Below are 21735 nucleotides of genomic sequence, written 5' to 3'. Positions count from 1 at the left end.
ACCATGCTGCAGGCTGCCTGTGCAACTGTGGCATCAGTTCTGTTGCTTGCAGCGTGTGGGTCGCTACGGCCTTCCTTGCAAGCAGCAGATGCTGGCCTGATCGGCGACTACCGCATGGATTGTGAGTCCATTCGCGTGCCTGCCAATTCAGAGGTCAGATTACGGAAAGACTGTGACTCCCAAGCGGACAAATTCAGCATCAAAGTTCGCCAAGATGATTCTGGTCAATGGGCAGTCATGAACCTAGCCGATCAGCCTTTTTCCGATTTTTCAGAGTGGAAACGAACGGTTTTTGAAGGCAATGCTTGCATCGGTGCACCGTTTGTCGCTCTCTGCAAGGTTCCCCTGAACACTCCGGTTCTAAGTGGTGTGGGGAGTGATATTCCGATCTCATCTAGGACCGGCTATGTCTTCGTAAGTCAAGGGCTGATCGCCGATTTGATAAAGGTAGAAAGCAAATGAGCAAACAATTCGACGTGATCGTCATCGGTGGCGGCCCCGGCGGCTACATTGCCGCCATCCGCGCAGCCCAGCTGGGCTTCAATGTCGCCTGTATCGACGAGTGGAAGAACGACAAGGGTGGCCCCGCACCGGGCGGCACCTGCACCAACGTGGGCTGCATTCCGTCCAAGGCGCTGCTGCAGTCGTCCGAGCATTTCGAACACGCCAACAAGCACTTTGCCGAACACGGCATCACGGCCACGGGCGTCAAGATGGACGTGGTCAAGATGATTGCCCGCAAGGACACCGTCGTGAAGCAGAACAACGACGGCATCCTGTACCTGTTCAAGAAGAACAAGGTCAGCTTCTTCCATGGCCGCGGCTCGTTCGTGAAGGCTGCTGAAGGCGGCTACGAGATCAAGGTGGCTGGCGCCGCCGAAGAGTCGCTGACGGGCAAGCAGATCATCATTGCCACCGGCTCCAATGCCCGTGCGCTGCCCGGCACGCCGTTCGACGAAGAACTGGTTCTGTCCAACGACGGCGCGCTGCGCGTGGGCGCTGTGCCCAAGAAGCTCGGCCTGATCGGCTCGGGCGTGATCGGCCTGGAAATGGGCTCGGTGTGGCGCCGCCTGGGTGCTGAAGTCACCATCCTCGAAGGCCTGCCGACCTTCCTGGGCGCGGTGGACGAGCAGATCGCCAAGGAAGCCAAGAAGGCCTTCGACAAGCAAGGTCTGAAGATCGAACTGGGCGTGAAGGTCGGCGAGATCAAGACCGGCAAGAAGGGCGTGAGCATTGCCTACACCAACGCCAAGGGCGAAGCCCAGTCGCTGGACGTGGACAAGCTCATCGTCTCCATCGGCCGCGTGCCCAACACCATCGGCCTGAACACCGAAGCCGTGGGCCTCGCCCTGGACGAGCGCGGTGCCATCGTCGTCGATGCCGACTGCAAGACCAACCTGCCCGGCGTGTGGGCGGTGGGTGACGTGGTGCGCGGCCCGATGCTGGCGCACAAGGCCGAGGAAGAGGGCGTTGCCGTGGCCGAGCGCATTGCCGGCCAGCATGGCCACGTGAACTTCAACACCGTTCCCTGGGTCATCTACACCAGCCCCGAGATCGCGTGGGTGGGCCGCACCGAGCAGCAGCTCAAGGCCGACGGCGTGAAGTACAAGGCAGGCACCTTCCCGTTCCTGGCCAACGGCCGCGCACGCGCACTGGGCGACACCACCGGCATGGTCAAGATGCTGGCCGATGCCGAGACCGACGAGATCCTGGGCGTGCACATCGTCGGCCCGCAGGCCAGCGAGCTGATCTCCGAAGCCGTGGTCGCCATGGAGTTCAAGGCCAGCAGCGAAGACATTGCTCGCATTTGCCACGCACACCCCAGCCTGAGCGAAGCCACCAAGGAAGCGGCCCTGGCCGTGGATAAACGCACTCTGAACTTCTGATTTTTGGGTCAAATCGGGCTCTAGCGCTTATCTGATAAGCGCTAGTAGCTATAAAAATCATAGTTTCTGAGCATCCACTACGTGACTGTTAAACAGGCTTACCTGGCCGAGTTGGCCGCTAAAGGCTACCAAAGTGATCCTGCCCAATTGCGCGCAGTGGATGCCCTTCAGCGTTGCGCTGATGACTGGGCCGCATACAAGGCCCAGCGTTCCAACGCACTCAAGAAGCTGATCAACCGGCCTGATGTGCCGCGCGGCGTGTACATGTATGGTGGGGTGGGGCGGGGCAAGAGCTTTCTGATGGAATGCTTTTTCGACGCCGTTCCCTTGAAGCGCAAGGTGCGCCTTCACTTTCACGAGTTCATGCGCGAAGTGCACCGCGAACTGGCGGGCCTGCAGGGCACGGTCAACCCGCTGGACGTGCTGGGCGCGCGCATTGCCAAGCGCTACAAGCTCATCTGCTTTGACGAGTTTCACGTGGCGGACATTACCGACGCCATGATCCTGCACCGCCTGCTGGCGGCACTGTTCGATAACGGCGTGGGATTTGTGACCACTTCGAATTTCAAGCCCGACGACCTGTACCCCGACGGCCTGCACCGCGACCGCATTCTCCCCGCGATTGCCCTGCTCAATGAAAAGCTCGAAGTGGTCAATGTGGACAACGGGACCGATTACCGTCGGCGCACTCTGGAGCATGTGAAGCTGTACCACACGCCGCTGGGCCCCGAGGCAGATGCTGAAATGGGCCAGGCGTTTGACCAACTGGCCGAAGTGCACGACGAAGACCCGGTGTTGCACATCGAGGCCCGCGAGATCCGGGCACGCCGCAAGGCCGGTGGTGTGGTGTGGTTTGATTTCAAGACCCTGTGTGGTGGCCCCCGGTCGCAGAACGACTATCTGGAAATCGCGACGCAGTTCCACACTGTGCTGCTGTCCGATGTGCCCTACATGCCGGTGAGCATGGCGTCGCCTGCGCGGCGTTTTACCTGGCTTGTGGACGTGTTGTACGACAGGCGCGTCAAGCTCATCCTGTCTGCCGCAGTACCCCCCGAGCAGCTCTACACCGAAGGCCCCTTGGCGCACGAGTTTCCGCGCACGATTTCGCGGCTCAACGAGATGCAGTCCAAGGAGTTCCTGGCGCTGGAGCGCCGTACTGTCGATACGGGGCTGACATGATCTCCAGACGCTTCGTATCTGTGGCTATTTCCTTGCTTGCCGGGGGGGTGTCTGCCTCGGCCATGGCGCAGCCGACAGCCGCTAGTGCGGAGGCCAACGGCCAGCAGGCAGCCGCCAAGGCGGCCGATCGCAAAGCAGAACACGACCGCATCCGCAACGAACGCGAGGCCATCAAGGCCAGGCGACAACAGGACGAATCGGCCTGTTACCAGCGATTCTCCGTAGAAGACTGTCTGCGCAGTGTGCGGGCGGGCGTGCGCGATGCAGAAGCCCGTTTGCGTGCACAGGAGATCGAGCTCAATGATGCCGAGCGCAAGGAAAAAGCGGCGGAGCGTCTCAAATCCATTGAAGAAAAACAGCGCGGCGTGCCGGATAGCCCCTCGGCGGGCAGCGGTGCTGCAAGCGCTGTGGTGCGCAAGCCGTCGCAAGACCCCCAGGGCCTGAAATCGCAGCGTGACCACGAGGCTGAACTGCGAGCACAGCAGCAGCGAATTAAGGTGCAAAAGCAGGCCCAGGAGCAGGCAGCGCGCACCAGTGGCAATGCCGAGCGTGCCGCAGAGGTGCGCGCACGCCACGCGCAAACGCTCCAAGCGGCGCAGGAGCGCCGCGACCGAGTCGAAAAGTCACGGGCAGAGGCCGCAGCCCAGGGGCGGGTCCCTGCGGCTCCGTTGCCAGCGGGTTCGGCAGCACGCTGAAACAGGTTTATTTGGGGTGGCAGCCCCAGGTGCTGGGAGTGCGCGTGGCGCCCAAAAGGCGCAGCGGGCGAGCGGATGCAGAGGCTCGGTCAGCGTCAGTGCCGCTTTATTTAAGGGCCGCCTAGGCACTTACCCTTTTGGTCGCTCACTCACGCACATATCAGCGGGTGGGGCGCTGCTTCAGGGACGCCCTGCGTCAGCAGGTACCAGGCGAGCGACCTTCTTTTCCTCCACCAGCGCCTCCATCTTCACGATGACCAGCGAGAGGTTGTCGCCACCACCCCGCGCGCGGGAGCGGGCTTTTTCAATCAGAAACTCCGTGGCTTCCCGTGGCGAGAGGGAATCAACCACGGAGCCGAGTTCGGTGGGCGAAAAGTAGTGCCACACCCCATCACTGCAGGCCATGAGCACATCGCCAGGCTGCAGCTGGGGGATCACATGGGTGGTGATGGGTGGGTCGCTTTCAGTGCCGAGGCAGCCCACCAGAATGTTCGAGTGTGGATGGTTGTTGGCCTCGGCTTCGGTCAGCTCGCCCCGGTCCACGAGAGCCTGGACATAGGAGTGGTCGCTGGTGCGGAACACCATGCGCGCACCTTGGAAGTGGTAGATGCGCGAATCGCCTGCATGCACCCAGTGGCAGTCGCCACGCGGGTTGATGAGAAACGCTGCAATGGTGCTGTGCGGTTCCTGCTCGGCAGAAATGGCTGTGAGCCGGATCACGATGTGAGCTTCTTCCACCATGCTCTTGAGCATGGCCACCGGGTCGTCGGTGTCGGGCGAATAGCGCTCGAAGAGCTGGCGCGCAGTCATCATGACCTGGTCGGACGCCTTGCGCCCGCCGCTGCGCCCGCCCATGCCATCGGCAAGGACACCCAGTATGCAGCCATTGTGCCGCTCGTGGGAGATCAGGATCACCTGGTCTTGCTGGTACTCCCGGTCACCCTTGTGGATGCCGGTGGACGCGGTGAGGCGAAACGCTTTGGTCATGCTGGTGATTGTGGGGGCGCGTACGCAAAGGGCCATCGCGCAAACGGGGGCAAGCGCGTATTATCCGCCCGCCTGTGGCATTTTTGCCATCCCACGGCCCCTTGCCTTGAACCCCAGCCTCCATTCCCCCCAACGCCAACTCATTGAGCTGCGCATCGAGCATGCCGATCTGGACGCTCTGATCGACCGGTGTGCCCCCGACGGCGTGGCCGACGAATTCACGCTGCGCCGCCTCAAAAAGCGCCGCCTCGCTCTGCGTGATGCCCTGGATCGCCTGGAACGGGACCTTCAACCCCAAGAGCCCGCTTGATGGCGCTGGTGGAGATGGTGCAGGAGGTGTTTGCCCCCGGCGGCGTGCTGGCGCGGGCCGACACGCATTTCCAGCCGCGCGAAGGCCAGACGCAAATGGCCATGGCCGTGGCGCACACCATCGAAACGGGCGGGGCGCTGGTCGTGGAGGCAGGCACGGGGGTGGGCAAGACTTTTTCCTATCTGGTCCCGGCACTCCTGAGCGGCGAGCGGGTGCTGTTGTCCACTGCCACCAAGGCCTTGCAGGACCAGCTGTTTGCGCGCGATCTTCCGCGCTTGGCGCAGACCCTGGGCTTGCCGGTGCGCATGGCGCTTCTGAAGGGCAGGGCGAGCTATCTGTGCCTGTACCGCATGGAACTGGCCCGCCAGGACGTGTCTGCCCGTGAGCCTGGCGTGGCACGGGTTTTGGCCAAGGTCGAGAGTTGGTCGCATGGCACGCGCTCGGGCGACTTGGCGGAGCTGACGGGGTTGGACGAACGCTCGCCCGTGATACCGCTGGTCACTTCCACCCGTGAGAACTGCCTGGGCTCGCAGTGCCCCCGCTTTCGCGAATGCCACGTGCATTTGGCGCGGCGCGAGGCCTTGGCGGCGGACATCGTGGTCATCAACCACCACCTTTTCTTCGCCGATGTGGCTGTGCGCGAGTCGGGCATGGCCGAGCTCTTACCGTCCGTGCGTGTGGTGGTGTTCGATGAGGCGCACCAGATCAACGAGACGGGCGTGCAGTTTCTGGGGCTTACGCTGTCCACGGGCCAGCTGATGGATTTTGGCAGGGACCTGCTGGCAGCAGGGCTGCAGCATGCGCGGGGCCTTGCGGACTGGACGGGGCTTGCGAGCCAGGTGGATCTGTCTGCCCGGGATTTGCGCTTGGCGGCGGGAGATATGCTGGGCAGCGCAAAGCTGCGCTGGACCGATGAAACGCCGGAGAGCGTCAGGCCGGATGAATGGCAGGCTGCCCTGCGCCGCGTGGCGCTCGCCTGCGCCCAGGCGCAGGAGGCGCTCGACACTGTTAGCGAAATAGCGCCCGACTTTGTGCGCCTGTATGAGCGCGGGACTGAACTGCTGGCGCGCCTGGCCCATTTTTCTGGCCCCGGCAATCCGGATGCGGTGCGCTGGGTCGATGTGGGGCCGCAGTTGCGCTTGACGGAATCCCCCCTGGATATTGCCGAGGCCATGCGCACACGCCTGCTGGCCACCCCTGCGGAACACGTGGGTGACGATGGGTGGCCCGGGGAGCCTGCTGCCGGACCCGGCAGGGCCTGGGTCTTCACCTCGGCCACCTTGGGCGATGACGAGCAACTGAGCTGGTTCACGGAGCGGGCGGGTTTGCAAGACGCGCAGATCCTGCGGGTTGCGAGCCCGTTTGACTACGGGGCGCAGGCAGCACTGTATGTGCCACGCCACCTGCCGTCTCCGGCCGATCCTTCGCACAGCATGGCGCTTGCGCGCTGGGTGGGCGAGGCTGCGGCGCAACTGGGTGGCCGCACCCTGGTGCTGACCACGACGCTCAAGGCCTTGCGCACCATTGGCGATGCGTTGAAAGCGCAGTTTGCGGGCTCCGCTGCCCTGGAGGTGCTGGTGCAGGGCGAGTGGCCCAAACGGCGGCTGATGGAGCGTTTTCGCGAAGGGAGCGAGCACGGGCAGCAAGGCTGTGTGCTGGTGGCTTCCGCGACGTTCTGGGAAGGGTTTGATGTGCCCGGGGATGCCTTGCAGCTTGTTGTGATTGACAAGCTTCCTTTTCCTCCCCCGGGCGATCCTTTGGTGGAGGCGCGTACGCAGCGTATTGAGAAATCTGGCGGGAAAGCGTTCAAGTCTTACGCGCTGCCGGAGGCGGCCGTTGCGCTCAAGCAGGGGGCGGGGCGGTTGATACGGCGTGAGTCCGACCAGGGCATTCTGGTGGTGGGTGACACCCGCCTTGTCACCATGGGCTATGGCAAGCGCCTGCTGGCGGCCTTGCCGCCGATGCGGCGCCTGGAGTCAGAGCCAGAGTTTGAAGCTGCTCTTCAGGCGCTTACCAGAGCTTCCACCACGGCTCCGCCTTTTCCTTGAGGCCACCGCGCAGATAGGCGCTTTGGGGGTACGAAGTGTCCATCACGCGGCGTGCATCGTCGCGCAGCTGCGTCATGCCCAGTGCGTCGTAGGACTGGATCAGGATGTACAGAGCTTCTTCGAGCGCGGGCACGCCCTGGTAGTCCGCCAGGGCTACCTGGGCACGGCTGATGGCTGCCACATACGCGCCCCGCTGGAAGTAGTAGCGCGCCACATGTACTTCGTACTGCGCAAGCGAGTTCACGATGTACGTCATGCGCTGGCGTGCATCCTGCGCGTAGCGGGATTCCGGGAAGCGGGTGGCCAACTCACTGAAGGCCTCGAAGGAGTCCTTGGCTGCTTTCTGGTCGCGCTCGGAAAGGTCCTGGCGCGAGATGAACGAGAACAGACCGAGGTTGTCGTTGAAGTTCACCAGGCCCTTGAGGTAAAGCGCATAGTCAAGCGCAGGGCTAGCGGGATGGAGCTTCATGAAGCGGTCCAACGTTGCAATGGCCTGGGCTTTTTCGCCAGCCTTGTAGTGCGCGTAGGCCTTGTCGATCTGGGCCTGCTGCGCCAGCGGGGTGCCGGCTGCACGCCCCTCCAGCTTTTCGAGCAGAGGAACCGCCTTGTCATAGGCGCCGCTGTTCATTTCGTCCTGCGCTTCCGAATGGATGCGATTGGGGCTCCAGTTGGCCGTTTTGTCTTCGGTTGTGCTGGAGCAACCCGCCAGCAGACCGGCAAGCAGCAGGGCAGAAACGAGGGGCAGTGGGGCACGCAGCATCGCAGACAGCTTTCAGCAAAGAGGAAACAGGGGTGCAGGATAGCTGGCCCGGTCCAGAGGGCCAGGCGCCGCTGGCATCCAGGGCACGAAAAAGCATTGTACTGGGGGTGGCAACTGTCAAGAGGCGTTGCGCTGCCAGCTTTCTCTCGGTGGAGGTGCTGGGCTTTCTACAATGGCCCCCATGTTTGTTCACTTGCGCCTGCACACCGAGTTCTCCGTCGTAGACGGTACCAATCGAATCGATGAGGTGGCCAAGGCGGCTGCCAAAGACGGCCAGCCTGCACTGGCCATCACCGATCTCAACAACCTTTTTGGCGCGATCAAGTTCTACAAGGAGGCGCGGGGCAAGGGCGTCAAGCCCATCCTGGGGGCCGAGATTTTTCTGGAAGGCGAAGCGGGCGCAGCCCCCTCACGCCTGATCGTCCTGGTGCAGAACCGCCAGGGCTACCTCAATCTGTCCGAACTGCTCGCGCGCGCGTGGACGCGCAATGTCGTCAAGAACCTGGCGCTGTGCACCTGGGCCTGGCTGGAAGAGTTGTCGGAAGGGTTGATTGCCCTGGCCGGGGCACAGGCTGGGCCCGTGGGCCAAGCTCTCCTGAAGGGGGACGAGTCGGGCGCCGCAGAGCTTGCCTTGCGCCTGGCTGGGCTGTTTCCACACCGGTTTTACATCGAGTTGCAGCGTGCGGGCCGTGTGGACGATGAAGGCCACGTGGTGGCTGCTGCGCAGTTGGCGGCGCGCCTGAGCTTGCCCGTGGTGGCCACACATCCTGTGCAGTTCGCCACTCCTGACGACTATGAGGCCCACGAGGCGCGCGTCTGTATTGCAGAGGGGGAGATCCTGGCCAACCCCCGCCGCGTGCGCAAGTTCACGCGCGACCAGTATTTCAAGTCGTCTGCAGAAATGCAGGCCTTGTTCGCTGATGTTCCGTCGGCCATCGCGAACACGGTGGAAATCGCCCAACGTTGCAACCTCACGCTGGTGCTTGGCAAGCCGCAGTTGCCGGACTTTCCCACCCCCAATGGCATGCCGATTGATGAGTTCTTTCGTTTTGCCTCGTTCGAGGGGCTGGAGGAGCGCCTGAAGCTTCTCTTCCCCAAGGAGTCCGACCGCGACCAGCAGCGTCCCCGCTATGTGGAACGCCTGGAGTTCGAGATCGGAACCATTCTCAAGATGGGTTTTCCGGGCTACTTCCTCATCGTGGGGGACTTCATCCAGTGGGCCAAGGCCAACGGGTGCCCCGTGGGGCCGGGGCGAGGATCGGGTGCCGGTTCGCTGGTGGCATATGCCCTCAAGATCACCGACCTGGATCCGCTGCAATACAACCTGCTGTTCGAGCGGTTTCTGAATCCCGAGCGGGTTTCCATGCCTGACTTCGACATTGACTTTTGCCAGTCCAATCGTGACCGGGTGATCGACTATGTGAAGGACAAGTACGGCAAGAATGCCGTGAGCCAGATTGCCACCTTCGGGACCATGGCTGCCAAAGCCGCCATCCGCGACGTGGGCCGGGTGATGGACATGAGCTACATGTTCTGCGACGGCATCTCCAAGCTGGTACCGGGCAAGCCCGGCATGTCGTACACGCTGGCCTATCCGCCCGAGGTGAAAAAGGAAGGCGACAAGAACAACTACGCACTGGAGCTGGAGCCGCTGCTGTACGAACGCGTGCAGAAGGAAGAAGACGTCAAGACCATCATCGAGATGGCGCAAAAACTCGAAGGCATGACCCGCAACATCGGTATGCACGCGGGTGGGGTTTTGATTGCGCCTGGCAAGCTCACGGATTTCTGCCCGCTCTACCAGCAGCCGGGCAGCGAATCGGCTGTGAGCCAGTACGACAAGGACGACGTGGAAGCTATTGGCCTTGTGAAGTTCGACTTCTTGGGTCTCGCCACTCTCACCATTCTGGAAATCGCGCGTGAGTTCATCATCAAGCGCCACAAAGGCCAGGAGAACTTCGCCTTCGAGAACATTCCGCTGGACGATGGCCCCACCTACCGGCTGTTTTCCGACGGCAAGACCGAGGCCGTGTTTCAGTTTGAAAGCCGTGGCATGCAGGGCATGCTCAAGGAAGCGAAGCCGAGTCGGCTTGAAGACCTGATTGCACTGAACGCGCTGTACCGTCCGGGTCCCATGGATCTGATCCCGAGTTTCGTGAACCGCAAACACGGCAAGGAAGTGGTGGAGTACCCCCATCCGCTGGTGGAGCCCGTGCTGGCCGAGACCTACGGGATCATGGTGTACCAGGAGCAGGTGATGCAGACCGCCCAGGTTCTGGGGGGCTACAGCCTGGGCGGCGCCGACATGCTGCGCCGCGCCATGGGCAAGAAGAAGGCCGAGGAGATGGCCGAGCACCGGGAGATCTTCCGAAAGGGTGCGGCCGAAAAGAACATCAGCCAGGAGAAGGCTGACGAAGTGTTCGATTTGATGGAGAAGTTTGCAGGCTACGGCTTTAACAAGTCACATGCGGCGGCTTATTCCCTGTTGGCTTACCACACGGGTTGGCTCAAGGTGCACTTCACCGCAGAGTTCTTCTGCGCCAACATGACCGTGGAAATGGATGACACCGACAAGCTCAAGGTGTTGTTCGAAGACGCGCAAAAAATGGGGCTCTCTTTCGAGCCGCCGGACGTCAACCGTGGCTTCTACCGGTTCGAACCCGTGACCGACAAAATCATCCGCTACGGCCTGGGCGCCGTTAAGGGCACGGGCCAGCAGGCCATCGAGGCCATGGTGGCGGCGCGCGAGGGGCGTGGCGAAGGGCCCCACGGCGCCACCACCGGGCCTTTCAAGAGCCTTTTCGATTTCTGCCTGCGTGTGGACAAGGCGCGCATGAACAAGCGCACGGTGGAGGCGCTGATCAAGGCGGGTGCATTTGATTCCATCAACATGAACCGGGCATCGATGGTGGCGTCCATCGACCGGGCTTTTGACTTTGCGGCCGCCACGCTGGCTAACGTGAACCAAGGTGGATTGTTCGACATGATGGGCGACGATGCCCACGGTTCCAGTACGCAGGAGCCCGAGCTGGTGGACGCTGTTCCTTGGGGGATCAAGGAGCGACTCACCCTGGAGAAAACGGCGGTCGGTTTCTATCTGTCCGGCCATCTGTTCGATGAAGTGGCCACGGAGGTGCGCCGCTTTGTGCGCACCCAGATCGATGAGCTGCTGGACAGTCGCGAACCCCAGGTCTTGGCCGGGATCATCAGTGATTTCCGGGTCATCAATGGACAGCGGGGCAAATTGGGCCTGTTCAAACTGGACGACAAGTCTGCCGTCATTGAGGCGTCTGCCGATGAGGCCTTGCTCAACACGTACCGCAATCAGCTCAAGGAAGATGAGTTCGTGGTGATGATGGGCCGTTTGCAACTGGACCATTTCAGCGGTGGCCTGCGCGTGAAGGTGCAACAGGTGTGGGACTTGGCAGGGGCGCGTTGCCGTTTTGGCAAATACCTGCATGTCACCGTCGGCGACAAGGGCCCGGATGTGCACCGCCTGGTCAAGGAGTTCCCGCCGCGCAGAGAGGAGCTTGCCGAGGGTGAATTGCTCCACGGTCTGCGTGTGCGCATGGGGGTGCGCTGTGTGGCGCAGGACGCGGCTGCTGTGGCGGAACTGCAACTGGGTGAGAGCGCCCGTTTTTATCCCACTGATGCTGCGCTGGCCGCCTGGACCGCCCAGGCGGGCAGTGGTTCGGCCACCGTGGTTTACGAATAAATCAGGTGTTGGGTGCCATCCGGCGAATATCGTGAAGGCGACAGCTTGAAAAAAACCGGATCAACGTCAGATTTCTCTCACGGCAGCATGCCGCGCGGATCGCTAGAATGATTTTCATGGCAACAAAACCACCTTCACCCCCAACCGCGCTGCCCGTGACCCGGCCCGCGCGGGATGATGGCGGTTCGGTCGTGCTCGAAAGACGCACCCAGAAGACCCAGCCGCCGCAGATGTACCAGGTGGTCATGCTCAATGACGACTACACCCCCATGGAGTTCGTCATCGTGGTTTTGCAGGAGTTTTTCAGCAAGGACCGTGAACAAGCCACCCAGATCATGTTGAAGATCCATCTCGATGGCAAAGGCGTCTGCGGTGTTTATTCCCGCGATGTGGCTGCCACCAAGGTGGAACAAGTGCTTGACGCCGCCCTCAAGGCGGGCCACCCACTCCAATGTGTCAGTGAACCTGTTGAATAACAGGTTTTTGATCCCGATCTACAGTTATCCCTTCCACGCAAGCACAAAGGAGTTCACATGATTGCCCAGGAACTGGAAGTCAGCTTGCACATGGCCTTTGTAGAGGCCCGTCAGCAGCGCCACGAGTTCATCACCGTGGAGCATCTGTTGCTTGCACTGCTCGATAACCCCAGCGCAGCGGAGGTGCTGCGCGCATGTTCGGCCAATATCGATGATCTGCGCTCATCGCTGGCGAACTTCATCAAAGACAACACGCCCCAGGTGGCAGGCACCGATGAGGTGGACACGCAGCCCACGCTGGGATTCCAGCGTGTGATCCAGCGCGCCATCATGCACGTGCAGTCTACGGGCAATGGCAAGAAGGAAGTCACGGGTGCCAACGTGCTCGTGGCCATCTTTGGCGAGAAGGATTCGCATGCCGTGTACTACCTGCACCAGCAGGGCGTGACGCGCCTGGACGTGGTCAATTTCATTGCCCACGGTATCAAGAAGGGCGAACCCCCAGAGCCTTCCAAGCCGGACAACCAGGCGGAAGGTGAAGAGGGTGGTTCTTCTGAGCGCAACGAAAAAGCCTCGCCGCTGGAACAGTTCACCCAGAACCTGAACCAGGCCGCCAAAGACGGCAAGATCGATCCGCTGATCGGGCGCCACTACGAGGTGGAGCGCACGATCCAGATCCTGTGCCGGCGCCGCAAGAACAACCCACTGCTGGTGGGTGAAGCTGGCGTGGGCAAGACGGCGATTGCCGAGGGTCTGGCCTGGCGGATTACCCAGAACGATGTGCCTGAAATCCTGGCAGAGGCCACGGTGTACTCGCTCGACATGGGTGCATTGCTGGCAGGCACCAAGTACCGGGGTGATTTTGAGCAGCGCCTCAAGGGTGTTCTCAAGTCGCTGAAGGACAAGCCCAATGCGATTTTGTTCATCGACGAGATCCATACACTGATCGGTGCGGGTGCCGCGTCGGGCGGCACGCTGGATGCCTCCAATCTGCTCAAGCCCGCGCTTTCGAGCGGCCAGCTCAAGTGCATTGGCGCAACGACCTTCACGGAATACCGTGGCATCTTCGAAAAAGATGCAGCGCTGTCGCGCCGTTTCCAGAAGGTGGACGTGGTGGAGCCCAGCGTGGCCGAAACCATCGACATCCTCAAGGGCCTGAAGTCGCGCTTTGAAGAGCACCACAGCGTGAAGTACGCGGCGGCCGCCCTGCAGGCTGCAGCCGAGCTGAGCGCCAAGTACATCAATGACCGCCATCTGCCTGACAAGGCGATTGACGTCATTGACGAAGCCGGTGCTGCGCAGCGCATCATGGTGCCGAGCAAGCGCAAGAAGACCATCGGCAAGGCCGAGATCGAAGAGATCGTGGCCAAGATTGCGCGTATTCCGCCTGCGAATGTGTCCAATGACGACCGTGGCAAGCTCCAGACGCTGGAACGCGACCTGAAGAGTGTGGTGTTCGGCCAGGACAAGGCTCTGGAAGTGCTGGCCAGCGCGGTCAAGATGGCGCGGTCCGGTCTGGGCAAGGGCGACAAGCCCATCGGCTCGTTCCTGTTCAGCGGCCCCACCGGCGTGGGCAAGACCGAGGCGGCCAAGCAGCTGGCCTACATCATGGGCATCGAGCTGCTGCGCTTCGACATGTCGGAGTACATGGAGCGCCATGCGGTCAGCCGCCTGATTGGTGCGCCTCCGGGCTATGTCGGGTTCGACCAGGGTGGCCTGTTGACCGAAGCCATCACCAAGAAGCCGCACGCTGTGCTGCTGCTCGACGAAATCGAGAAGGCGCACCCGGACATCTTCAACGTGCTGCTGCAGGTGATGGACCATGGCACGCTGACCGACAACAACGGGCGCAAGGCCGACTTCCGCAACGTCCTGATCATCATGACGACGAATGCGGGCGCCGAGACCATGAACAAGGCGACGATTGGCTTCACCAACCCGCGCCAGGCGGGCGACGAAATGGGCGACATCAAGCGCCTCTTTACGCCCGAGTTCCGCAACCGGCTGGACGCCATCGTCAACTTCAAGGCGCTCGACGAGCAGATCATCCTGCGCGTGGTGGACAAGTTCCTGCTGCAGCTGGAGACGCAGCTGGCCGAGAAGAAGGTGGAGGTTACCTTCACCGACACGCTGCGCAAGCACCTGGCCAAGAAGGGCTTCGATCCGCTCATGGGCGCCCGCCCGATGCAGCGCCTGATCCAGGACACCATCCGCCGTGCGCTGGCCGACGAATTGCTGTTCGGTCGCCTGACGGACGGTGGGCGTCTGACGGTCGATATCGAGGTGAAGACCGACGACAAGGGCGTGGAAACCTCCGAGGTGCTGCTGGACATCCAGCCGCTGGTCAAGAAGGAACGCTCGGCCAAGTCCGAGCCCGCCGAGCCCGAGGAAGCCACAGCGGACTGATGGGCACTGGCGCCATTGGCGCTTTGCCGACACACACCGGCACCCTCCCGAAGCCAGCCATCATTGCGATGGCTGGCTTTTTTTCGTCCGTAGTGCGGTGTCTACAGCGTGGTGGTGGCGAAGTCTGCACCGGCGATTTTGACGAGCTGGATCACCGAACTGGTGTGCGCGAACGCCGTCCGGTGCCCCAAAATCATTGAAACGTTTTCGCACAGTTCCGCGGCGAACCAGCACCTTTGGGGCGGCATACTGCGCGCTGATTGAGGAGACGCCCCCATGACCATGACCCCCACACCTTCCGCCCCGATGTTTCCCGGTGCCTCCTCTCGCAAGTGGCGTCTGGGAGCGATCAGCAGGTGCCTCGCCATTGCCAGTTTTGGTGCACTGGTGGCAGCTTGTGGTGGCGGCGGGGGTGATGCGGCGCCGGTTTCGCCGCCTCCGGGCTCCCCGGCGCCAGGCGCGCCAGCGCCAGCTCCGCCCCCCGGGGGCCATGTGTATGGCGATGTGCGCGGCGCAACCCTGGGTGTGGGCGCGCCGCTCAATGGCGCAGTGCCGTTCCCAGCCAACAATGACTGGAACGCGGATATCAGTGGGCTCCCCATCGATCCCAACTCTGACAACCTCATCGCCGGCATTGGCCTCACCCGGGGTTTGTTCCCGGATTTCGGCGCGGGCCTGTGGGACGGCGCGCCTATCGGCATTCCCTATGTGGTGGTGGCAGGTACCCAGCCGCGTGTGGCGGTGCAGTTCACCGACTACGGCGACGAGAGTGATGCAGGCCCGTACCCGATTCCGCCCAACGCGCCTATTGAAGGCGGTCCTTCCAGCGCGGGTGACCGCCACGTGATCGTGATCGACCGCGACAACAACCGCTTGTATGAAACCGGCAACAGCTACCCGCAGTCCGACGGCAGCTGGCGTGCGTCGGGTGGTGCTGTCTTTCACCTGGACGGCAACAACGTGCGTCCCACCGCCAGGCCGCGATGGACCAGCGCAGACGCAGCGGGCCTGCCGATTTTTCCGGGCCTGGTGCGGTACGACGAGGCGTCGCTGGGCGCCGGTGGCATCCGCCACGCGCTGCGCTTTACCGTCAGCCAGACCCGCCGCGCCTATGTGCCGCCCGCGACCCACTGGGCATCGAGCAATACCAGCCCCAACCTTCCCCCCATGGGCATGCGCGTGCGCCTGAAGGCGGGCTATGCGATCCCGCCGGGCTTCTCTGCCGAAGCGCAGGCTATCCTCACCGCCCTCAAGACCCACGGGATGATGGTGGCCGACAACGGCTCCAACTGGTTCCTGAGCGGGGCGCCGGACGAACGCTGGAACAACGATCGCCTGAAGTCTGAACTGCGCCAAGTGCTGGGCCGCGACTTCGAGGTCGTGCGCATGGACGGGCTGGTGACGCCATGACTCCGTGGGGCGGCCAACTGGGCAGGCCTTAGGGCTCTGTCTACTGGCGCGCCGTAAGCCGCTCCAGCAGTTCCACGGTGGGATAGCCGTCCGCCACAACGCCGATGCTGCGCTGGTAGCCTCGCAGCCCTGCGCGGGTGGCGGGGCCCATCACGCCGTCCGGGGTGCCGGCTGCAAATCCCTTGCGGTTGAGCGCCTCTTGTAGCTCCTGCAATTGCTGGCGTGAAAGGGGTGCAAGGTCGCGCGGCCAGGCGGCAACCACGGGCCCGCCACCGCCAATCTGGCGCGCCAGCAGCGCCACCCCCAGCGCGTAGTTGACCGAGTTGTTGTAGCGCAGGATGACCCGGAAATTGCCCCCTACCAGAAAGGCCGGGCCTCGGGCACCTGCGGGCGTGACGATGGACGCGGAGGCCAGGGTGGGCAATGCCTGCCCGTCGATGCCGCGCACACCTTCAGCGTCCCACTGGGCCGTGGTCTGCCGTACGGAAGGGTCTGCGCGGGCGTGGTCGAAAGACGCGGGCAACTGCACCTCCACCCCCCAGGGTTCGCCCGCCTGCCAGCCCGAACGCGCCAGGAAATGCGCGGTAGACGCTGTCACGTCCGGGATGCTGCCCCAGATGTCGCGGTGGCCATCGCCATCGGCATCCACGGCGTAGGCCAGAAACACCGAGGGCAGGAACTGCGTGTGCCCCATGGCGCCGGCCCAGGAGCCGAGCATGCGGTCTGCTGCGATGTCGCCCTGGTCCACGATGCGGAGCGCGGCCAGCAGTTCGGCCTGGGCCCAGGCGCGGCGGCGGCCTTCATAGGCCAGCGTGGACAGCGCGTCCACGGTGCGGAACGTCCCGAAATTGCTGCCGTAGTTGCTCTCCATGCCCCAGATGGCGGTGATCACGGTGGCAGGCACGCCATAGCGGGCGGCGGCGGCTTCCAGCGTGGCGCTGTGTTCGGCCAGCTTGGCCTGGCCTTGGGCAATGCGCTGCGGCGACACCGCACTGTCAAGGTAGGCCCAGGGTGTGCGCGTGAATTCAGGCTGTGCCCGGTCAAGCTCCACCACACGCGGCTGCCATTGCGCCTGGCCCAGCACTTCGCGCACCGTGCGGGGCTGGATGCCCGCCTGCAAGGCCTGCGCCGAAAACGCGTCGCGCCATGCGGCAAAGCCTGCCGCATGGTCCACGCCAGCGGTGGGGCTGCCGGTAGATGCAGCGGCATCTTGGGCCGGTGTGCTGGTGGTGGCAGGGGGGGCGCTGGCTGGCGGCGGTGTTTTCACCGCGTCCGGGCGATGGGGGGGCGCTGCGGCGCAGCCCGCCAGAGCCAGGGCTGCCCAACATGCTGCGAGGGAAAGTGGGGACGAAGAGGACAAAAGGGAAGGGCGGAGCCGCGAAACGGAGGGATTGGCTGGGTGGGTGCTTTGCATGCGCCATTGTCCCGCGCTGCAGCGGCGGTGCTGCGCTGCAGGTGTATCACGGCGTGAAGCGGCATCCGATGAGGTATTTGTATTTGCTATATATTTTATAGCTGCTAGCGCTTTATCAGTATGCGCTAGGGGCCTAAAAAGCTTGTAAATCAGGTTACAGTTCACGGTATCCCTCGCCCTGTTCTTCTGTCGCCCCCTGTTTGCCCATCGACCATGGCCCCCCACACCTTCCTCTGGCACGACTACGAAACCTTTGGTGCCAACACGCGCCGCGACCGGCCTGCGCAGTTCGCGGCCATCCGCACGGACGCGGAGCTGAACGAAATCGGCGAGCCGCTGATGTTCTATTGCCAACCTGCCAACGACTACTTGCCCGACCCGGTGTCGTGCCTCATCACCGGCATCACGCCGCAGCTGTGCCTGGAAAAGGGCGTGCCCGAGCACACGTTCGCTGCGCGCATCGAGTCTGAGTTTGCCCAGCCCGGCACCATTGGTGTGGGCTACAACACCATCCGGTTTGACGACGAGATCACGCGCTTCATGTTCTGGCGCAACCTCATTGACCCCTATGCGCGCGAGTGGCAAAACCAGTGCGGCCGCTGGGACCTGCTGGACGTGGTGCGCATGACCTATGCGCTGCGGCCCGACGGCATCAACTGGCCCAAAAAGGAAGACGGCTCGCCAAGCTTCAAACTGGAGCACCTGTCCAAAGCCAACGGCTTGTTGCACGAGGCCGCGCACGATGCGTTGTCAGACGTGCGCGCCACCATTGCGCTGGCTCGGCTGATCCGCCAGCACAACACCAAGCTGTTTGACTTTGCACTCAGCCTGCACAAGAAAGACCGCGTGGCCGCCGAGCTGCGCCTGCCCGCCACCACCAGCACGGCGCGGCCGTTTCTGCATGTGTCCGGCATGTTCCCCACCGAGCGCGGTTGCCTGGCCGTGATGTGGCCGCTGGCCAGCCACCCTACCAACAAAAACGAGCTGATCGCCTGGGACCTGGCCCACGACCCGCGCGAGCTGGCCACGCTGAATGTGGATGACATCCGCCTGCGCATGTTCAGCAAGGCCGACGCGTTGCCCGAGGGCGTGACGCGCCTGCCCATCAAGACCATCCACCTGAACAAGTCACCCATGGTGGTGGGCAATGTGAACACGCTCACGCCCGCGCTGGCCCAGCGCTGGGGCATCGACCTGGCCCAGGCCGCGCAGCACGCCGAGGTGGCGCGCGCGCTGCCCGACATGAGCGGGATCTGGCCCGCAGTGTTTGCCCGCCCGCAAGAGCCGGCGCAGGATGTGGATCAGGACCTGTACGGCGGTTTTGTGGGCAACAACGACCGGCGCCTGCTGAACGACCTGCGCACCCTGAACGGCGACAAGCTGGCCAAGGCGCGTGCGAACTTTGATGACCCGCGCCTGGCCGAGCTGCTGTGGCGCTACCGGGCGCGCAATTTTCCGCAAACGCTATCGCCCGATGAGCAGGAACGCTGGGAGGCTCACCGCGCTGCCTGCCTGTTCGACGGGCAGGGCGGGGCGCGCACGGTGGAGCAGCTGTTCACCGAGATCGATGAAATGTCGGAAACCGCCGATGACGACCGTACCCAGGACATCCTGGGCGCCTTGTACGATTACGCGGAGCACATCGCACCTGAACGGTAGCCCCCCTGAGGCGCTGCGCGCCTTCCCCCGGAGGGGGACGCACCCGGTGGCCTGGCGGAGCCAGTTCCACGGGTGCACTGGCATCAGGGCGCGCCAGTAGTGATCGCCCCGTCTTGTAAGTAGCCCCGCAGAAACAGCGCAGATTTTTATGACGACACCGCAGAACCACAGTTTCACCACCCAGATCGTGCACGCCGACCGCCTGGGCGGCGCCGAGCATGGGGCCATCCACAAGCCGATCCATACGTCCGTTCAGTACGGGTACGAGAAGATGGAAGAGCTGATCGCCGTGTTCCAGGGCACGAGCAAGGGCGGCTTCAACTATGCGCGCCAGGGCACGCCCACCACGGCGGCGCTGGAGGCCAAGATCACGCAGATGGAGCGCGGGCACGGCTCCATCGTTTTCTCCACCGGCATGGCGGGCATTTGCTCGGTGTTCCTCACCCTGCTCAAGGCGGGTGACCATCTGGTGGCCAGCCAGTTCGTGTTTGGCAACACCAATAGCGTGTTCGGCACGTTGGCCGATCTGGGCATTGAAGTGACCACGGTGGACGTGACCGACGCGGCCAAAGTGGCCGCTGCCCTGCGCCCCAACACCCGCATGGTGTTTGTCGAAACCATTGCCAACCCGGGCACGCAGATCCCCGACCTGGAAGGCATTGGCGCGCTGTGCCAGCAACGTGGCGTGCTTTACGTGGTGGACAACACCGTGGCATCGCCCTATCTGTTCCGCGCTGCCACGGTGGGCGCGGGCCTGGTGGTCAATTCGCTCACCAAAAGCATCGGCGGGCAGGGCGCTGCGCTGGGTGGCGCTATCACCGATACGGGGCTGTACGACTGGTCGGGCTACCCCAACATCTTTGCGCCCTACCGCAAGGGCGACCCCAAGGGCTGGGGGCTTCAGCAGCTGCGCAAAAAGGGCCTGCGCGACATGGGTGGCACGCTGTCGTCCCATGCTGCGCACCAGCTGGCGCTGGGGGCTGAAACGCTGTCGCTGCGCATGGACCGCACCAGTGCCACGGCCCTGGCCTTGGCGCAGTGGCTGGAGGCACACCCGGCCGTCTCGCGCGTGCTGTACCCCATGCTGCCTTCGCACCCCCAGCATGCCTTTGCCAAAAAGCTCCTCCAGGCGGGTTCCTGGCTACTGTCGTTCGAGCTGCGTGACCCGGCCCAGTGCCTACCCGTGTGCAACCGCCTGCAGCTGCCCATCAAGGCCACGGGGCTGGCCGACACGCGCACGCTCATCATTCCCGTGGCGCACACGATCTTCTGGGAGGCCGGCCCCGCCGTGCGTGCCGCCATGGACATTGGTGACAGCATGATCCGCCTGTCAGTGGGCCTGGAAGACCCACAAGACCTGCTCGCTGACTTTGAGCAGGCCCTTGCAGGCGCCTGACCTGTCAAATACCCGCCCTGGAGTCCCTTATGGCCACAGCAACCTCGGCGCCCCCCGCCAGCATCGGCAAGTACCGCATCGAGCGTGAACTGGGCCGGGGTGCCAGCGGCATCGTGTTTCTGGGCCTGGACGGCTTTAGGGGGCGCAAGGTGGCCATCAAGCAGACGCATGCCCATCTGCTCAAAGTACCCGAGCAGGCCGAGCGCTACCGCAAGCTGCTGCGCAACGAGGCCGCGCTGTCGGGCCGCCTGCGCCACCCCAACATCGTGCGCCTGCTCGATGCGGACGAGGAGGCGCTGCCCCCCTACCTGGTGCTGGAATATGTGGATGGCCAGCCCCTGTCAGCCTATGCCACGCCGGATGCACTGCTGCCCGTGCCCCAGGTGCTGGACATTGCCTTCAAGTGCTGCAACGCGCTCGAGTACGCGTGCCGCGAAGGCCTGGTGCACCGCGACATCAAGCCCGCCAACCTCATGCTGGCCAAAGACGGCGACATCAAGCTGACCGATTTTGGTGCGGCGCTGTCACTGCGCAGCGATGCCACGCAACTGTCGGGCCTGGTGGGCTCGCCGTCCTACATGTCGCCCGAGCAGGTGCGTGAACACGACCTCACGCACCACAGCGACATGTTCTCGCTGGCTGTTGTTGTGTACGAGCTGCTCACGGGCCGCCGCCCGTTTGACGGCGACACCGACTTCGCCACGCTCTACAAGATCAGCAACGAGGCGCCCACGCCACCGAGCCTGCTGCGCGCGTCGCTGCCAGCCCATGTGGACGACGTGTTGCTGCGCGCCCTGGCCAAGCAGCCCTCCGACCGTTTTGCGACCTGGGACGATTTTGCACGGGCGCTGCTGGCCGCCCACCAGAGCCTGCCCCGCCAAAAATCCCAAGACACCGAGGCCGAGCGTTTTGCGCGCCTGCGCGCGCTGCCGTTTTTTGCCGACTTTCACGACGTGGCTCTGTGGGAGCTGATGCGCCTGGGCAACTGGCGGCGGCTGGAGCGGGGCACGGTGCTGATGCGCGAAAACACGCCCGGCGATTCGTTCTGCATCCTGATCGAGGGCCAGGTGGCCGTGAGTCGCCAGGGCTGGAATCTCAGCACACTGAGTGCGGGCGTTACCCTGGGTGAAATGACCTACCTGCGCCCCGACAACAGGCTGCGCACCGCCACCGCCGTGGCCGAGTCCGAAGTGCTGGTGCTCAAGGTGCGCAACCCCGCGCTGCGCGGGGCGTCCGAAGACCTGCAGTCGTGTTTTGACAAGGCCTTCATCAAGCTGCTGGTGGGGCGGTTGATTGCGACCAACGAGCAACTGGCCGAGTGGGAGCTGGTGGCTGCCCCTCCCGCCCCGGTAATACCGGCATCGCCTTCCGCGCCGCGCGGCTGAAGCGCCTCC

16 protein-coding genes are annotated in these 21735 nt (G+C 63.4%); 13 read left to right on the top strand and 3 right to left on the bottom strand.

The annotated features are described in order from the left end of the window. The first annotated feature begins 3 nt into the window (after positions 1–3). The 4 genes from EXV95_RS05830 to EXV95_RS05815 all read left to right on the top strand — a co-directional run bounded on the left by EXV95_RS05830 (position 4) and on the right by EXV95_RS05815 (position 3760). Positions 4–462: a hypothetical protein gene (locus tag EXV95_RS05830; RefSeq protein ID WP_176886149.1), complete on the top strand. Its 459-nt coding sequence runs from the start codon at positions 4–6 to the stop codon at positions 460–462. Further along, a complete protein-coding gene (gene lpdA, locus EXV95_RS05825) occupies positions 459–1886 on the top strand; it encodes a dihydrolipoyl dehydrogenase (protein ID WP_176886148.1) in 1428 nt (475 codons plus the stop codon). Before EXV95_RS05830 ends, lpdA begins: the two co-directional genes overlap by 4 nt. An 81-nt stretch (positions 1887–1967) precedes the next feature. After that, positions 1968–3065: a cell division protein ZapE gene (gene zapE, locus EXV95_RS05820; protein ID WP_055396683.1), complete on the top strand. Its 1098-nt coding sequence runs from the start codon at positions 1968–1970 to the stop codon at positions 3063–3065. Beyond that, on the top strand, positions 3062–3760 hold the full coding sequence (locus EXV95_RS05815; protein WP_176886147.1) for a hypothetical protein: 699 nt from the start codon (positions 3062–3064) through the stop codon (positions 3758–3760). Before zapE ends, EXV95_RS05815 begins: the two co-directional genes overlap by 4 nt. 180 nt (positions 3761–3940) lie before the next feature. Here EXV95_RS05815 and EXV95_RS05810 read toward each other — a convergent pair whose 3' ends face one another. Continuing rightward, the gene (locus tag EXV95_RS05810) at positions 3941–4747 is read right to left on the bottom strand and encodes a PP2C family serine/threonine-protein phosphatase (RefSeq protein WP_176886146.1); all 807 of its coding nucleotides are present in this window, start codon (positions 4745–4747) and stop codon (positions 3941–3943) included. A 106-nt stretch (positions 4748–4853) separates the two neighbouring features. Between EXV95_RS05810 and EXV95_RS05805 the strand changes: the two genes are divergently transcribed. Further along, on the top strand, positions 4854–5057 hold the full coding sequence (locus EXV95_RS05805) for a YdcH family protein (RefSeq protein ID WP_055396751.1): 204 nt from the start codon (positions 4854–4856) through the stop codon (positions 5055–5057). Then, complete coding sequence (locus EXV95_RS05800; protein WP_176886145.1) at positions 5057–7105, top strand: ATP-dependent DNA helicase; 2049 nt, start codon at positions 5057–5059, stop codon at positions 7103–7105. Before EXV95_RS05805 ends, EXV95_RS05800 begins: the two co-directional genes overlap by 1 nt. Here the strand turns inward: EXV95_RS05800 and EXV95_RS05795 are convergent. Beyond that, entirely contained in the window at positions 7068–7865 is a 798-nt protein-coding gene (locus EXV95_RS05795) for an outer membrane protein assembly factor BamD (protein WP_055396690.1), read from the bottom strand. The genes EXV95_RS05800 and EXV95_RS05795 overlap by 38 nt on opposite strands. 181 nt (positions 7866–8046) lie before the next feature. On the opposite strand from EXV95_RS05795, the gene dnaE reads away from it, so the two are divergent. From dnaE to EXV95_RS24795, 4 genes are all read left to right on the top strand, one after another. Continuing rightward, entirely contained in the window at positions 8047–11580 is a 3534-nt protein-coding gene (gene dnaE / locus EXV95_RS05790; protein ID WP_176886144.1) for a DNA polymerase III subunit alpha, read from the top strand. A 107-nt stretch (positions 11581–11687) separates the two neighbouring features. Beyond that, positions 11688–12056, top strand: a complete 369-nt coding sequence (gene clpS, locus EXV95_RS05785) for an ATP-dependent Clp protease adapter ClpS (protein ID WP_055396693.1) — start codon at positions 11688–11690, stop codon at positions 12054–12056. A 57-nt stretch (positions 12057–12113) separates the two neighbouring features. Continuing rightward, on the top strand, positions 12114–14462 hold the full coding sequence (gene clpA, locus EXV95_RS05780; RefSeq protein WP_176886143.1) for an ATP-dependent Clp protease ATP-binding subunit ClpA: 2349 nt from the start codon (positions 12114–12116) through the stop codon (positions 14460–14462). A 276-nt stretch (positions 14463–14738) separates the two neighbouring features. Further along, positions 14739–15872, top strand: a complete 1134-nt coding sequence (locus EXV95_RS24795; RefSeq protein WP_218135480.1) for a hypothetical protein — start codon at positions 14739–14741, stop codon at positions 15870–15872. A 40-nt stretch (positions 15873–15912) separates the two neighbouring features. Here the strand turns inward: EXV95_RS24795 and EXV95_RS05770 are convergent, their stop codons facing one another. Further along, a complete protein-coding gene (locus EXV95_RS05770) occupies positions 15913–17286 on the bottom strand; it encodes a lytic murein transglycosylase (protein ID WP_255484939.1) in 1374 nt (457 codons plus the stop codon). A gap of 213 nt (positions 17287–17499) precedes the next feature. On the opposite strand from EXV95_RS05770, the gene sbcB reads away from it, so the two are divergent. The 3 genes from sbcB to EXV95_RS05755 all read left to right on the top strand — a co-directional run bounded on the left by sbcB (position 17500) and on the right by EXV95_RS05755 (position 21726). Beyond that, positions 17500–18945 (top strand): exodeoxyribonuclease I, encoded by a 1446-nt coding sequence (gene sbcB, locus EXV95_RS05765; RefSeq protein WP_176886142.1) that lies wholly within the window; start codon positions 17500–17502, stop codon positions 18943–18945. A gap of 148 nt (positions 18946–19093) precedes the next feature. Beyond that, complete coding sequence (locus EXV95_RS05760; RefSeq protein WP_176886141.1) at positions 19094–20341, top strand: cystathionine gamma-synthase family protein; 1248 nt, start codon at positions 19094–19096, stop codon at positions 20339–20341. A 29-nt stretch (positions 20342–20370) separates the two neighbouring features. After that, positions 20371–21726, top strand: coding sequence for a protein kinase (locus tag EXV95_RS05755; protein WP_176886140.1), 1356 nt, complete (start codon positions 20371–20373; stop codon positions 21724–21726). Positions 21727–21735: the final 9 nt, after the last annotated feature.

Origin of the sequence: Acidovorax sp. JMULE5 (assembly GCF_013376875.1) — a bacterium.
Classification (GTDB): Bacteria; Pseudomonadota; Gammaproteobacteria; order Burkholderiales; family Burkholderiaceae_C; genus Acidovorax; species Acidovorax facilis.
Note: the sequence above shows the minus strand (reverse complement) of the source record. Positions and strands in the feature narration are given on the sequence as shown.